This is a genomic window from Gluconacetobacter liquefaciens, assembly GCF_003350405.1.
In the GTDB taxonomy this organism is placed as follows: domain Bacteria; phylum Pseudomonadota; class Alphaproteobacteria; order Acetobacterales; family Acetobacteraceae; genus Gluconacetobacter; species Gluconacetobacter liquefaciens.
The window spans coordinates 549,109-564,170 of sequence record NZ_QQAW01000002.1 but is presented as its reverse complement, the minus strand read 5'-3'; the positions used below and the strand labels follow the sequence as shown (position 1 = coordinate 564,170).

The following is a 15,062-nucleotide window of genomic DNA, read 5'->3' as shown; positions in this document are numbered from 1 at the left end:
CGTGATGGAATCCCGCCGACGCATTTTCCTGCGGATCGCGACACTCGAACTGTGCGAACGGTTCGGTTTCTATGGCCTGCAAAGTGTCTCGGTCCTGTATTTCGTCAAGACCATGGGCCTATCGGAACAGGGCGCCATCATGCTGTGGGGCGCGTTCAGCGCCCTCATGTTCGGCGTACCCGTTCTGGGCGGCTGGCTCGGCGACAGGATCCTGGGCGCCCGGCGCACCGTCGCGGTGGCGCTCGCGCTTCTGGCCACCGGTTATACGGGGCTAGCCAGCGGCATGGGTGGCGCGGCTGGCATCTCCCTCGTATTGGCCGTCCTGGTCTGCGGCGGCGGCATCTTCAAGCCCAACATCACCAGCCTGCTGCGTCATGCCTTCAGCGACGGCGACGACCGGCTCGATATCGTGTTCACCATCTATTACATGTCCATCAATATCGGGGCGACGATCGCAGCTCTCGCCATCCCCTTCCTCGCCGTGCACATCGGCTGGCGGGCGAGCTTCGGCGTCTCCGCCGCCGTGCTCTGGGCAGGCTTCGCCGTCTCGCTGACACTGCCGGCCACTACGCCCGCGCCGGCCGGCGCAACAGATCGCCGCCTGTGGCTGCTGCTCGCCGCCGGCATCGGCGCCGCGTTCACGCTGCTGCATTACCCGACCCTGGCCAGAACCTGCATCTGGATCGCCGCCACCGCCATTCTTCTGATCTGGATCGTACTTTACCGGCGCTCGGCACCGGCCTGGCGCGCGGGTCTCAAGCTGTCCTTTGCCCTCCAGGCCGAAGCCATCCTGTTCTTCCTGTTCAATCAGCAGATCGCAACGTCCCTGACCGGCTTCGCGCGCGACCATGTCGCAGGCACCATCCACATGGCGGGCATGGACTGGATCGTGCAGCCCGGCCAGTTCCAGTCGCTGAACAATCTCTGGATCCTCATCTTCGCCCCCTGCCTTGCTGCGCTGTACCATAGCGCGGCGCGAAAAGGGCGCCCTATTTCCGTTCCCATCCGCTTCCTGTGCGGCTTCGTGCTGCTGACGGGCTCTTTCATCCTGTGGCGCACGGCCGCCCTGGCAGGAGCGGCTGGCCCGGTCTCTCCCTGGTGGATGGTTGCGGGATATGCGCTGTTCTCTCTGGGCGAACTCCTGATCGCGGCCCTCGGCCTCGCCGTCATCGCCCGCTACGCGCCACCCGATGCGGTCGGTCGACTGATGGGCTGCTTTTCCGTCCTCGGCGGTCTTGCAAGCTATCTCGGCAGCCTCGTCGCCACCGATGCCACCTACGGAGCAGCGGGCACCGGCACAGCTTCAACCGCCGGCTATGCCCACCTGTTCGGAAATCTCGCCGCACTCGCGGCCATCGTCGCGCTCGCCTCCGCGCTGTTCATCCCCTTCGCCCGCAGGATGGACGCATATTGGCGCCGTGCCCTTCTCACCTCCCCCTCCACCGACGAAACGCCTCCGGAAATCCTGCCATGACAACACCTCCCGAGGTGCCCCTCCCTCCCTGGCGATGGCCCGAAAGCCGCTGGCGCGCGGCCGTCGGGCGTGCCCGGGCCGGGCGCTCACTGCATCCCACGACATGGCCGGGCGGCGCACGTTGCGCCTTCGCCATCTCTTTCGATGCGGACCACGACACGATCCCCCTCCGCGATGGCGACGAAAGCCCGATGAGGATCAGCCAGGGCCATTACGGCAACCGTCGCGGCGTGCCACGCATCCGAGCGATGCTGCAACGCCACGGCGTTCCGGCAACTTTTTTCTACCCGGCCGTTTCAGCCCTCCTCTACCCCGAGGAATTGCGCGGCATCGTCGCCGACGGGCATGAAATCGGTATCCATTCATGGATTCACGAGCGCAATACCCACCTAGATGCCGAAACCGAGATGGATCTGACATCCCGCGCGCGTGATGTACTGCAGGATATCAGCCGCAGCCCGGTCGTCGGCATCCGCACGGCAAGCTGGGATTTCTCGGTCGCTACCCTATCCATCATCCGTCAGATGGGCCTGCTGTACGACAGCAGCCTGATGGCCGATGACGATCCATACGAACTGCTGCAGGACGGAGAAGCCACCGGCATCGTCGAACTGCCGCCCGAATGGATCAGGGACGACGCCGTCTATTTCAATTTCGACCGCTTCTCGGCCTTACGTCCATACACGGCCCCTCGCGATGTGCTGGACATCTTCATGGCCGAATTCCAGGGCGCTCATGATGAGGGCGGCCTGTTTCTGCTGACGCTGCACCCACACATCAGCGGTCACCGTAGCCGCATAGGCGTCATCGCCTCCTTGCTCGAAGCCGCCCGGCGGAAAGGCGACGTCTGGTTCGCCACGCACGAACAAGTGGCCACCTGGTGCGTGGCCCAATCGAACGGAAAGACATCATGACCACGACATCACCCAGTCGCCCCGTCATCGCCCTCCATGGCGGGTGCGGCGTCATGTCCCGCGCCCTCCTGTCCGAGGCGGAATGGGCCAACGCACGCGCAGACATCCGCAAGGCTCTTGAAGTCGGATACACGATTCTGTCCGAAGGCGGCTCCGCCGTCTCGGCCGTCGAGGCCTGCGTGACGGTCCTGGAGGATTCCCCGCATTTCAACGCCGGACACGGCGCCGCGCTGAACGCCGCTGGACAACATGAACTGGACGCTTCGATCATGGACGGGGCAACTGCTCAGGCAGGCGCCGTCGCGGGCGCCCAGGCGGTACGAAACCCTGTGCGTCTGGCCCGACAACTCATGGAGCAGAACATTCCCATGATGCTCGCCGGCCCGGCCGCCGACGCGTACGCCGCAGCCCACGGGTTGGAAACAATGCCCCAATCCTATTTCACCACGCCGCGCCGGGCAGAAGCCCTGGCAACAATGCGCGCGCACGATCGGCTGGGCACCTTCGCCAGCGAAAGCGAGAAGCACGGCACGGTCGGCGCGGTCGCACTGGATTGCAACGGGAATCTGGCAGCCGCCACATCCACCGGTGGCTTTACCAACAAGGCGGTCGGTCGTGTGGGCGACAGCGCCATCATCGGCGCCGGCACCTACGCACGGAACGGCGTCTGCGCCGTATCCTGCACCGGACAGGGCGAACAGTTCATGCGCCATGTCGTGGCACACGAAATCGCGGCGCGAATGCGTTACGAGCACCGCCCGCTCGCCGACGTCACCAGCGCAATCCTGAAGGAGGCCTTCACGCCATATGGAATCGGCGGCGGCATCATCGCCATCGACCAGGCGGGTACGATCAACGCGGAGTTCAATACCGAAGGCATGTTTCGCGGCTGGATCGACGCCAACGGCACACTCTTCGTCGCCACCCACAAGGACTGAGCCGCAAGCCCGACAGCATCGAAGCGGAGGGACCCGGTCGGGCCGCGCGTAGAAAACAGAGAGATGACTGTATCAGCGCGTATTTTTTAGAGATTCTGGAGCGGGTGAAGGGAATCGAACCCTCGTATGCAGCTTGGGAAGCTGCCGTTCTACCATTGAACTACACCCGCGTCGCGACCAGCCCTATACCGCACCGCACGCCCCGATGCAATCCACTGCCTCTGCCCCACGATGGTTGACGAGCAGCCTCCCGATCCGCAATAACCCTGTCGTTCATCGGCTCTCAAGCGGGCCGACGGACCCTCGGGATTTGGATCGGCCGGCTTGCGACGAGGTTAAACAGACGCGCTAAAGAGGCCTGACACCGCCAGACTCCGCGGGCGTCATGGTTTCCACGGTCGGATTTCCGCGTCAGGGCGCGGGGCCATGGAGCCTATCCGTCACCCGGATGCTCCCAGCCTCGGCCTCCTGACGGTTTTGTTCCGGGAACTGACGATGAGCAACGACTCCACCTACCGCCCCGCCACCCGCCTGCTGCATGCGGGCATCGAGCGCACGCCCTTCGGCGAGACGAGCGAGGCGATGTTCCTCACATCCGGCTTCGTCTACGACAATGCCGAGCAGGCCGAGGCCACCTTCACCGGCGATGTCGTCCATTACCAGTACAGCCGTTTCGGCAATCCCACCGTCGCGGCGCTGGAATCCCGCCTGGCGGACCTCGAGGGCGCCGAAGCCTGTATCGCGACATCCACCGGCATGGGCGCCGTCTCCTCAGCGCTGCTGTCGCACGTCAAGGCCGGCGACCGGGTCGTGGCGTCGCGCGCGCTGTTCGGCTCGTGCCACTGGATCGTCGCAAACCTGCTGCCGCGCTACGGCGTGGAGACCGAATTCGTCGACGGGCACGACCTGGACGCCTGGGCCGCCGCCCTGTCCCGCCCGACCGCGGCAGTGCTGCTGGAGAGCCCGTCCAACCCGATGCTCGATATCCTGGATATCGGTGCGATCTCCGACCTCGCACACAAGGCCGGTGCGCTGGTGGTGGTCGATAACGTCTTCGCCACCCCGCTCTACCAGAAGCCGCTGGAACTGGGCGCCGACGTGGTCGTCTATTCCTGCACCAAGCATATCGACGGCCAGGGCCGCGTACTGGGCGGCGCAGTGCTGGGCCGTCGCGACTGGATCACCGAAACGCTGCAACCCTTCACCCGCAACACCGGCAACGCCCTCTCGCCGTTCAATGCGTGGGTAATGCTGAAGGGCCTGGAAACACTGCCGCTGCGCGTACGCGCAATGACCGAAAATGCCTCAGCAGTCGCCGACCATCTGGCTGCCGCCGAAGGCGTGACTCGCGTCTTCTACCCCGGTCGCACCGACCACCCGCAATACGAACTGGCCAGACGCCAGATGAGCGACGCCTCCACGCTAGTGGCGTTCGAGGTCGCGGGCGGCAAGGAAGGCGCATTCGCCTTCATGAACGCCCTGCGCCTGATCGCGATCTCCAACAATCTGGGCGACGCCCGCTCGATGGTCACCCACCCGGCCACCACCACGCACATGAAGATCGGCCCCGAGGAGCGCGCGCGCCTGGGCATCAGCGACGGCGCAATCCGCTTCTCCGTCGGCCTGGAAGATATCGCCGACCTGAAAGACGACCTCGATCGCGGCCTCGCGGCCCTGCGGTCGCGCTGAACCAACGGGAACCACGCCATGGCCATTGACAGACCGCCGCCGGGAATGCCCTCGGACCCGGATGCCGCTCTGGCGGAGGCCATGGAAGGCGCCCCCTGTTACGAGGCGACCACCAACGCCATCCGCGTGGTCGTGCAGACCTTCTGGCTGGACGACCAGTCCACACCCGAGGAACACCGCTTCGCCTGGGCCTATCGCATCCGGATCGAGAATCTGGGCAGCGAGACGGTCCAGCTCCTGCGCCGTACATGGGAAATCATGGACGGCACCGGCCGGATGGAGCATGTCCACGGCGACGGCGTGGTCGGCGAACAGCCGGTGCTGGAACCCGGCCAGGTCTTCGAATACACGTCCGGCACCGGCTTGCAGACGCCGACCGGTTTCATGCGCGGCCGCTACCACATGATCGACGCCCGCTCACACCAGCCGTTCGACGTCCAGGTTCCCCCCTTCAGCCTGGATTGCCCCTACCACCCCACCATCATCCACTAACGCGCCGCGCACACTTCTCCGCGAAGACAGGATTCATGACCGAAATGTCCCAGGCCCCCCTTCTCCGCCCCTCCCGCGAGGAGGCGGAAGATGCGATCCGCACCCTGCTGCGCTGGGCAGGCGAGGACCCGTCGCGCGAAGGCCTGCTGGACACGCCCGGCCGCGTCGTGCGCTCCTACGAGGAATTCTTCGAAGGCTATGGCGAGGACCCGTCGGCCATCCTGTCTCGCACCTTCTCCGAGGTCGATGATTACGACGAGATCGTCCTGCTGCGCGACATCCGCTTCGAAAGCCATTGCGAACACCACATGGTGCCGATCATCGGCGTCGCCCATGTCGCCTACCTGCCCAGCAAGCGGGTGGTCGGCATCTCGAAACTGGCCCGCGTCGTCGACGCCTTCGCCCGCCGTCTGCAGATCCAGGAACGCCTGACGGCACAGATCGCCAACACGATCAACGACGTGCTGCAACCGCATGGCGTCGCCGTGATCCTGGAAGCCGGCCACCAGTGCATGACCACGCGCGGCGTCCACCGCCCCGGCGTCTCGATGGTCACCAGCCGCATGCTGGGCGTCTTCCGCAGCAATTCCGATACAAGGCGCGAGCTGATGTCCATGCTCAACCGTCCCTCGGTCGCCACCGCCCACCTGTAATATCCCCTCTCCGACACCGAGTCCGCGCATGTCGATCTTCCACGGCCTGTCCGCCTTCCCGATCACTCCGGCCGACGTGCACGGAACCGTGGATGTCGAAGGCGTCGCCCGCCTGACGGCGTATCTCTCGGCGGCTGGTGTCGATTCCATCGGCCTGCTCGGCAGCACCGGCACCTATGCCTATCTCACGCGCGCCGAACGGCGGCGGGCCATCGCTGCCGCGGTCGAAAGCGTCGGCGGCCGCACGCCCCTGATCGTGGGCATCGGTACATTGCGCACCGACGACGCCCAGGCCCTCGCGCGCGACGCCGAGGCCGAAGGCGCCGACGGCCTGCTGATGGCCCCGGTTTCCTACACGCCCCTGACGCAGGAAGAGGCGTACCAGCACTATGTGGCGGTCGCCGGCGCCACCGGCCTGAAGCTGTGCATCTACAACAACCCCAGCACCACCCATTTCACCTTCGGCACGGAACTGCTCGAACGGCTGGCGGGCGTCCCCAACATCGCCGCAGTCAAGATGCCGCCCCCACCCGAAGGCACCCTCGCAGACGAACTCTCCCGGCTCCGGGCCGGCCCGGTGGGCAAACTGGCGATCGGCTGTAGCGGCGACTGGATCGCCGCCGAAGCCCTGCTGGCGGGATACGACGGCTGGTTCAGCGTCCTCGGCGGCTTTCTGCCGCACCTAGCGCGCACCCTGACCACCGCCGCGCAAAACGGCGATCACGCCACGGTTCTGCATTACAGCCAGAAACTCCGGCCATTATGGGCGCTTTTCCGTGCGTTCGGCAGCCTCCGCGTCGCCTACGCCGCACTCAATCACCTGGGACTGTCCGAGGCCACCCCGCCCAGGCCGATCCTTCCCCTGCCCGAGCCCGACCAGCAGCGTGTGGCCGAGGCCCTCCGCGCGTGCTGCGAAAACACGCCCTGAGGGCCATTCAGCCGTCGAAAATGATCAGAATTCCGTAACGACCGAGAAATACGTACCCCGCCGCTGCCCGTATTGCGCCTGATAGATCCCGACACCGCTACCGTTCCGGAGCTGGTAGCGCTTGTCGAACAGATTGACGACATCGGCACGGACCCTGACGTCATGCCCGAACGGCACCTTCGTGAAACGATGCTCGTAACCGATATTGAACACGTCGTATTCCGGCTCCTTCTCAAGGTTTGCGAAGCCGCTGCGCAGGCCGTAGCCGTAAACGAAATCAACGTAAGCCATGTCATGCGCCGTGGTCCAAGAGGCACCGGCCGTCGCCGTATACTCCCCCTGATGATCCAGCTGGATCGCATGGCGTTTTATGTAAGCCAGTTCCGCCATGTCGAACTGGTATTGCGCCGAATTGATGTCCCGCGCTGATGTTTTCACATAAGAGAAATTCCCGAACACCGACCACGGACCATGCCGCCATGAACTCCCGAATTCCGCGCCATAGACGCGCCCGCGCCTGTAGCTGAACGGCGCCAGGATCACCGCGCGACCGAACTGCCCAAGGTCGGTCAGGTCATGCGCCCATTTGGCATAGGCATCGAGCGTGATCTGAAAGTCCGGCGTGATCTTCTGAAGAATGCCCCCGTCCACATAATGCGATTTTTCAACTTTCGTCGCATCGTCGATCATGTTCGCCGCCGCATTGGTCGTCCCTGCGAAACGCGCCAGCGTCGAGGGATAGACATATTGCGGCGAAGGCGGCGCGAAATAGCGCGAATAACCAATATGCAGGGTCGTACCGTCAGCCGGCTTCCAGACCATGTTTGCACGCGGGCTCAACTGGCCTTCATTGCCGAAGGACGACGCAAACCGATCGTAGCGAATCCCGTAATTGAATGTCAGGTTACGGGCAATCTTGTACTCGTCCTGAATATACGCCCCCGCCTCCACCGACCAGTTCCCCGTATTATCAATCAGGCGCATCGGCACGTCGGAAGTCTGCGTCCCCTGCGCATCGACGGGAAAGGCAAGCGTATTCGTATCCAGCCGTTCGGACGTATATTGCCCCAGAACGCCTGCCCTCACGGTGTGACGGGGTGCGATCTCGTAAGACAGATCGAACTGCATGCCGCCGGTCGTGAAGTCATTAACCTCATGTTCCGAAACCCCCTGATAAATCAGGTCACGATCCCGATCCGGCGTATAATCTATGCGGCCATACCGGAAATACGGCGATACCTGGACATTCATCTTGTCCGTGCTCCGTTGATAGGAGAGCACCGCGTAATAATTCTGCTCCGTCTGGCTGTCATCCAGTTTGGCCCAGTTCATGGCCGGATCGTGCCGATCCACGCCGGCCACATCATAAATGGTCGTGTAATCGGGACTGTTCACATCGAACGTCTTGAACGAATTTGGAATTTCGAAATCGGCATAGGACGCACTGGTCAGCAGCGTCACCCGGCTGGCCTCGTCGATATGGTAGGACAGATAGGAAAAAGCCTTTTCCTGCTCGGTCACATCATGAACAGCACGAAATGTGTCACTCGGGTTTTCAATCCCGATCGCATTGCGCGTAAACGACAGCGTCGTGAAATAATCCAGCCTGCCGCTCTGCCCACCGAGCTGGAGCGACGGAACGAAACTGTTGTAACTCCCCCCGTAAAGCGAAACCTGATTATGCTTCAGGCTCTCGCCGGTCTTGGTCGTGACATCCACCACCCCGGCGGTGCGAAAGCCGAATTGCGCAGGCAACGTGCCGGTCAGCAGGTCGAGCGACTGGATGATACGGGTATCCAGTTCCTGCCCGAACCCGTTGAGCCCTTCCGGCAGCAGCACGCCATTCACGCGATAGGTCAGGCCACCATGCTCGCCGCGCACATGCACCTCTCCGTAACTGTCCAGCACGACGCCCGGCACACGCAACAGGATCTGATTGAACGCCGCATTCTGCCCCTGAGGCGTGGCCGCGATCTGGCGCTGATCGATCCTGTAATCGACGGCCCCCAACCCTGGGAAGATGCGGGCACGCTCCCGATTGAGGTACCCTACGACATTGACCCTCTCACCACCGTCCGACGGTGCCGACTTAGCAACCGGCACCTTTCCGGTGCCACGCCCCCGCACACTCTTCCCAGACCAATCCGGGGCGACATCGGCGACTTTTTGCCGCGCATCTCCCTCCCGCACGGCATCTACGGCCGCGAGCGCAGGCGCGATTCCCTTCGCCGGTGCCGCCGATGCGTTGCCCTTGCCCGGCCAACCCGTTCCGACCACCAGGCAGGCAAGGACCGCCCGCCACCCTCCCGCTCGCAGCCGAAGATGCGCGCTCCCCAACCCGCCACGAAAATGCATACACTCATAAATATAGCATTTGCTATATACATGGCCTGACCTGGGAAACATGCGTCCTCCAAAAGAAATTCCAAAAACCATCCAAGGGCCGGATGGACCGAACGCAGCTCCGGCTGAAACCCCGAGCGACGGAACGCCACACGGCACTCAATCGTACCGAACCAAAATATGCAATATGCTATATTAAATAGCACAACCAAACGAGCCCGCACCCGTCGCCCCGCTCGGGTTCCCACACCGGTCCGGCCTGCCTATAAATACCCATCGGCCGGATCATCCGGCTTTCGCCAGCGGTACCGTCCGGCGCCGCCTGGGTTCCAAGGGCTTACCGAATGACACGATTTTTCCGCATCGGCGCGCTGGTCGCCACGACCGCTCTCGCCGGTCTTTCCGGTGCTGCAATAGCTGCACCCAATCCGTTTGCAAGTCCCAGCACGCTTCCGCTCCAGGCACCGCGTTTCGACGTGATCCATGACAGCGACTACAAGCCGGCCTTCCTCCAGGCCATGGCGATCCAGAAAGGCGAGATGCGCCGGATCGCAAGCAACCACGCCGCCCCGACTTTCGACAACACGATCGCGGCAATGGAACGCTCGGGTCGCATGCTCGATCGCGTGTCGATGACCTTCTATGGCGTCTACCAGGCCAACACCAACCCGACGCTGGACAAGACCCAGAGCGACATCGCCCCGCTGCTCTCGCAACATCAGGATTCGATCTATCTCAATGCGAAGCTCTTCAAACGTGTCGAAACCCTGTACAATGACCGCGCGCATCTGGACCTGACTCCGGAACAGGCACACGTTCTCAGCCTGTACTACCAGCAGTTCGTTCATGCCGGCGCGAAACTCTCCCCCGCCGACCAAGTCAGGCTGCGCGCCCTGAATACGCAGATCTCCACGCTGGAAACGGCGTTCCAGCAGAAACTGCTTGCCGCCACGCGCGACGGCGCGCTGGTCGTCGACAACAAGGCCGCCCTCGCCGGCCTTGATGACAGCACCATCACCGCCTTCGCGAAAAATGCCGCCGACCGCAAGCTGCCGGGCAAATGGGTCATCCCGCTGCAAAACACGACGCAGCAGCCCGATCTCCAGGATATGACCGATCGCGCCACGCGCGAGGCCCTGTTCCAGCAGAGTTGGACGCGCGCCGAAAAAGGCGACGCCAACGACACCCGCGCCACGATCGCAACCCTGGCCCACGCCCGGGCCCAGAAAGCGGCCCTGTTCGGCTACCCCGATTTCGCATCCTACGTGCTGTACGACCAGATGGCCGACACACCGGCCGCCGTGCAGCGTTTCATCGCCGAACTGGCCCCGGCCACCCGCACGCAGCAGGACCACGAAGCCGCCCGCATCCAGGACATGATCCGCAAGGACGGCCAGACCTTCACCCTGCAGCCCTGGGACTGGTCGCATTACGCCGAGCAGGTGCGCAAACAGGATTACGCCCTCGACGAAAATCAGGTGAAGCCCTATTTCGAGCTCAACACGGTCCTGCGCGACGGCGTCTTCTTCGCGGCCACCCAACTCTACGGCATCACCTTCAAGCAGCGGACCGACATCCCGGTCTACAACCCCGACATGATGGTGTTCGAAGTCTTAGACAAGGACGGCTCGACGCTCGGTCTGATGTATTTCGATTATTTCAAGCGCGACAACAAGAATGGCGGCGCGTGGATGTCGAACTTCGTCGGCCAGTCCAAGCTGCTGGGCACGAAGCCGGTCATCTATAACGTCGCCAATTTCGCCAAACCGGCGGCCGGCCAGCCCGACCTGATCAGTTTCGAAGACGTGGTCACCATGTTCCACGAATTCGGCCACGCCCTGCACGGCCTGTTCGCCAACCAGACCTACCCGATGGTCTCAGGCACCCAGGTCGCGCGCGACTTCGTCGAATTCCCCTCGCAGTTCAACGAGCACTGGGCGCTCGACCCGGCCGTCTTCGCCCACTATGCCCGGCACTACAAGACCGGCGCCGCAATGCCCCAAGCGCTCGTCGACAAGATCAAGAAAGCCGCCACCTTCAATCGCGGCTATAACATGGGCGAACTCATCGCGGCGGCCCAACTCGACATGGCCTGGCACGCCCTCCCCGCCAGCGCGCCCCAGCAGGATGTCGATGCCTTCGAAAAAGCGGCGCTGGACAAGACCGGCCTCAACACCGCGCTCGTTCCCACCCGCTACCGCACCAGCTATTTCCTGCATATCTGGTCCAACGGCTATTCCGCCGGTTACTACGCCTATCTGTGGACACAGATGCTGGCCGACGATTCCTTCGCCTGGTTCCGCGAACATGGCGGCCTCACCCGCGAAAACGGCCAGCATTTCCGCGACCTGATCCTCTCCCAGGGCCACACGCAGGATTACGGCCCCATGTTCCGCGCCTTCTACGGCAAGGACCCCGACATCACCCCCATGCTGAACCACCGCATCCTGGGCACCGACCCGAACTGACCCCACTCCCAGACGCACGCCGGCACCAGTCCCGGCGTGCGTTCACCATACCGCTCTCTCGCGAAGAGCGCGGGTGGACCGGCAAGGCGGTCAGACCTCAGCCCATAAGCCAGCTTTCCTCAGGTATTCTTCGGATCGACCGTCCGAAACCCATAGGTCTCATACCGCGTCGTCACGGCCCCGTTGGCAACGTCCACGACCATGAATCCTTCCGGGGTTCCGTAGCGCGTGCCATGCCACCAGTTACCCGAGACCGCGCCGCCGGTAATATACGGCACACCGTGCCAGTCGATCCGCTCCAGAACATGCGTATGTCCCTGAAACACACCAATGACATTATAACGGTCGAACAGGGGAATAACCTCGTAGGCATTCACGACACTCATCCCATGATGCTTGGGCGGCGTCTCCGGCGGAGCCGCATAATCCTGGATGGCCGTCACCAGCGGGATATGCGTCACCACGATAATCGGCATCCCTTCAGGCTGGGCGGCAAGATCATTGGCCAGCCACGCGATCTGTGGCGCGTCGATCCGCCCCTCATACATGCGGTCCTCCGTAATCCCGATGGAATCGAGCACGACCACATGCACGCCCTTATGGTCGAATGAGTAATAAAGACGCCCGAAATTATCCTCGAAATATTTCTTGCCATACATCGGGTCGGTCGGCTGCGCCCCGCTCTTGGTATAGACACCGAAGCAATCGTGATTCCCGATCGTATGATGGACCGGCAGCGTCAGATCGTCGGCCGTGCGTTTGTAAAGGTCCAGCAGCATCGTGGCACGCGCGGCATTGACGCCGAGCGCATCGAAGACATGGTCGCCACCCTGAATGGCGAAATCCGCAGGCACACTGCGCGCCTTGACAAACGCCGCGTGGCACCCGACCCGCGCGTTCAGTTCCGGCTGAAGATGCGTGTCGGTAATGAACAGAAAGGTGAACGGCTCATGCGCGCGCATCGGCGGCCGGTTCGGCACCGCCGCCCGCGCGCCGCTGGCACCCGCCAGCGCAAATCCACCCGTCAGGGAAAGAAAGGAACGTCGATTGATCTGAAACATGGCAGAAATGCTCCGGGCCACGATGAACGATCCCGACAGTTTCGCATTCCCGCGCACGAAACGAAGCGGCAGACAGCCAATGTCATAAAGGATTCATATGACGGGTCTTCCAGCGCCCCCGCCGTCTGAATGGTCCCGATCAACGCGGCTGCCACAGCGGCCACGGTTCAAAGAGGGCGAGGCACGGCCAACAGCCGTCCCCCGCCCACAGGCTTATTATTTCTCGCTGATCTGATAGGTCAGCACGACATGATTGCTCCCGGCGGTCTGCGACGGCACCACCTGGATCGCCGCACCGACACCATGCGCCTGATAAGCCTTCTGCACCGCCGCCTGGTCGGCCGCCATCGCCGCCTGATCGATCGTCGATCCGGGGCGCAGCTTCGTCGCATTGGTCAGGTCGGCGGCAGACAGCTTCTTGTTGCCCTCGAAGACGATCTGGTCGACCACCAGCGCGGTCTGCACCACCTCCGGCGCCTGCTCTTCGATCGTCCACTCGACATAGACGGCGGCCCCGGCAAACTTCATCTTCTGGCCGAATTTCAGACCCACATTCTTCTTCTGATACACGCCCATCACGTCCTGCGCGCCGGCGGAGATCTGGTCGCGGGTCACGGTATCACCCTGATGGAACGGCAGCGCCGCCAGGATCTCGTCGGTCGAGACCTGCTTGTTCCCAGTAATGACCAGCGATTTCAGCTTCAGCGGCGCATTGGCCGCCGGCGGCGAGGCGGCAAGGGCCTGCGGGCCGGAGAACGAGGCGGAGGCAAAGCCGGTAGCGATCGCAACGGCCAGCGCCGAGCGGGCCAGAAGATGACGGGTGCGCAAGACGGAATTCTCCCAAGCATGACCGGGCGACCGAAACGCCGCCCTTGCCCGTCCATGATGCACAGCTATCCGCCCATGCCAATGCCGGGGCACGACATGGGCGGTCCCGAACCGATCAGATCGCCACCTGTACGCCCAGCACGGCGATGAACTGCGCCAGCCAGCGCGGATGCGCGGGCCACGCCGGCGCCGTCACCAGCCACCCATCGGTCACCGCATCGTCAACCGCGATATCGGCATAGATCCCGCCTGCCAGTTCCACCTCCGGCCGACAGGCCGGATAAGCTGACACGGTGCGCCCCTCGATCACGCGGGCAGCCGCCAGCACCTGTGCCCCATGGCACACGGCGGCGACCGGCCGACCGGCAAAAGCCCGGACCAGATCGATCACCCGCTGATCAAGCCGCAGATATTCCGGTGCCCGGCCCCCCGGAATCACCAGCCCGGCATAATCCGCCGCATCGACCCCCTCGAAATCCGCCGTCAGCGCAAAACGATGGCCCGGCTTCTCGCTATAGGTTTGCGCCCCTTCGAAATCATGGATCGCCGTCAGCACATGCTCGCCCGCCTTCTTGCCCGGACAGACGGCATCGACCGTAAATCCCAGCATCGACAGCGCCTGATACGGCACCATGATCTCGTAATCTTCGACATAATCGCCGGCCAGCAGCAGCAGTTTCTTCGCGCTCATGGTCGCTGTTCCCTCTCTTCTGTCGTGGCGTCGTTCAGTCGTGCGACGCCGGCAGGTGCTCGCGCAGACGCGGCATCAGTTCCACGAAATTGCAGGGCCGATGCCGGCTGTCGAGCTGCCAGATCAGGATATCGTCCCACCCGTCCTTCACGGCCCCGCTCGACCCCGGCAGCGCGAACAGATAAGTGCCCCGCGCCACCCCGGCGAGCGCGCGCGACTGGATCGTGGAGGTCCCGATCTTCTGGTACGACAGCATGCGGAACAGTTCGCCGAACCCCTCGATGCGCTTCTCCAGCACCTGCTCATAGGCCTCCGGCGTCACGTCACGGCCAGTCACGCCGGTGCCGCCGGTCGAGATGATCACATCGATATCGGGATCGGCGATCCATTCCTTCAGGCAACCGGTGATATGGTCCACATCATCCGGCTCGATACTGCGCGCCGCCAGTTCATGGCCGGCGGCTACGATCCGCTCGGCCAGCAGGCCACCGGACGTGTCGGTTTCGAGGGTGCGCGTGTCCGATACGGTCATCACCGCGATACGAACAGGCAGGAAGGGGCGGGTAAGATCCAGCTTTGACAT

The 15,062-nt window shown here is 63.4% G+C and carries 13 protein-coding genes, 1 tRNA gene and 1 riboswitch; of the genes, 8 read left to right on the top strand and 6 right to left on the bottom strand.

Annotated features, from left to right (window positions below; genetic code table 11):
• Positions 1–4: 4 nt before the first annotated feature.
• Genes C7453_RS05805 through C7453_RS05795 form a run of 3 tightly spaced genes read left to right on the top strand, consistent with a single transcriptional unit; the run spans position 5 to position 3,326 of the window.
• Positions 5–1,474, top strand: a complete 1,470-nt coding sequence (locus tag C7453_RS05805; protein ID WP_114726555.1) for a peptide MFS transporter — start codon at positions 5–7, stop codon at positions 1,472–1,474.
• A complete protein-coding gene (locus tag C7453_RS05800) occupies positions 1,471–2,388 on the top strand; it encodes a polysaccharide deacetylase family protein (protein ID WP_114726554.1) in 918 nt (305 codons plus the stop codon). The genes C7453_RS05805 and C7453_RS05800 overlap by 4 nt, the downstream gene beginning before the upstream one ends.
• A complete protein-coding gene (locus tag C7453_RS05795; protein ID WP_114726553.1) occupies positions 2,385–3,326 on the top strand; it encodes an isoaspartyl peptidase/L-asparaginase family protein in 942 nt (313 codons plus the stop codon). Before C7453_RS05800 ends, C7453_RS05795 begins: the two co-directional genes overlap by 4 nt.
• Positions 3,327–3,422: 96 nt before the next feature.
• On the opposite strand, the gene C7453_RS05790 is transcribed toward C7453_RS05795, so the two are convergent.
• Positions 3,423–3,496: transfer RNA gene (locus tag C7453_RS05790), tRNA-Gly, on the bottom strand.
• A 122-nt stretch (positions 3,497–3,618) separates the two neighbouring features.
• Positions 3,619–3,699, top strand: a riboswitch (SAM riboswitch).
• A 122-nt stretch (positions 3,700–3,821) separates the two neighbouring features.
• On the opposite strand from C7453_RS05790, the gene metZ reads away from it, so the two are divergent.
• The 4 genes from metZ to C7453_RS05770 all read left to right on the top strand — a co-directional run bounded on the left by metZ (position 3,822) and on the right by C7453_RS05770 (position 7,088).
• Positions 3,822–5,015 (top strand): O-succinylhomoserine sulfhydrylase, encoded by a 1,194-nt coding sequence (gene metZ / locus C7453_RS05785; RefSeq protein ID WP_114726692.1) that lies wholly within the window; start codon positions 3,822–3,824, stop codon positions 5,013–5,015.
• Positions 5,016–5,096: 81 nt separating this feature from the next.
• Positions 5,097–5,507, top strand: coding sequence for a Co2+/Mg2+ efflux protein ApaG (gene apaG, locus C7453_RS05780; RefSeq protein ID WP_114726691.1), 411 nt, complete (start codon positions 5,097–5,099; stop codon positions 5,505–5,507).
• 44 nt (positions 5,508–5,551) lie between these two features.
• Entirely contained in the window at positions 5,552–6,160 is a 609-nt protein-coding gene (gene folE, locus C7453_RS05775) for a GTP cyclohydrolase I FolE (protein ID WP_114726690.1), read from the top strand.
• Positions 6,161–6,188: 28 nt separating this feature from the next.
• Entirely contained in the window at positions 6,189–7,088 is a 900-nt protein-coding gene (locus C7453_RS05770; protein ID WP_114726552.1) for a dihydrodipicolinate synthase family protein, read from the top strand.
• Between the two features lie 24 nt (positions 7,089–7,112).
• Here the strand turns inward: C7453_RS05770 and C7453_RS05765 are convergent, their stop codons facing one another.
• Positions 7,113–9,443, bottom strand: coding sequence for a TonB-dependent receptor (locus tag C7453_RS05765; protein ID WP_245948824.1), 2,331 nt, complete (start codon positions 9,441–9,443; stop codon positions 7,113–7,115).
• Positions 9,444–9,775: 332 nt separating this feature from the next.
• On the opposite strand from C7453_RS05765, the gene C7453_RS05760 reads away from it, so the two are divergent.
• The gene (locus C7453_RS05760) at positions 9,776–11,899 is read left to right on the top strand and encodes a M3 family metallopeptidase (protein ID WP_114726551.1); all 2,124 of its coding nucleotides are present in this window, start codon (positions 9,776–9,778) and stop codon (positions 11,897–11,899) included.
• Positions 11,900–12,018: 119 nt separating this feature from the next.
• On the opposite strand, the gene C7453_RS05755 is transcribed toward C7453_RS05760, so the two are convergent.
• The 4 genes from C7453_RS05755 to moaB all read right to left on the bottom strand — a co-directional run bounded on the left by C7453_RS05755 (position 12,019) and on the right by moaB (position 15,062).
• Positions 12,019–12,960 (bottom strand): metallophosphoesterase family protein, encoded by a 942-nt coding sequence (locus C7453_RS05755; RefSeq protein WP_114726550.1) that lies wholly within the window; start codon positions 12,958–12,960, stop codon positions 12,019–12,021.
• Positions 12,961–13,176: 216 nt separating this feature from the next.
• Entirely contained in the window at positions 13,177–13,788 is a 612-nt protein-coding gene (locus C7453_RS05750; RefSeq protein ID WP_114726549.1) for a POTRA domain-containing protein, read from the bottom strand.
• Positions 13,789–13,903: 115 nt separating this feature from the next.
• Complete coding sequence (locus C7453_RS05745) at positions 13,904–14,479, bottom strand: DJ-1/PfpI family protein (RefSeq protein ID WP_114726548.1); 576 nt, start codon at positions 14,477–14,479, stop codon at positions 13,904–13,906.
• A 34-nt stretch (positions 14,480–14,513) separates the two neighbouring features.
• Positions 14,514–15,062, bottom strand: coding sequence for a molybdenum cofactor biosynthesis protein B (gene moaB, locus C7453_RS05740; RefSeq protein ID WP_114726689.1), 549 nt, complete (start codon positions 15,060–15,062; stop codon positions 14,514–14,516).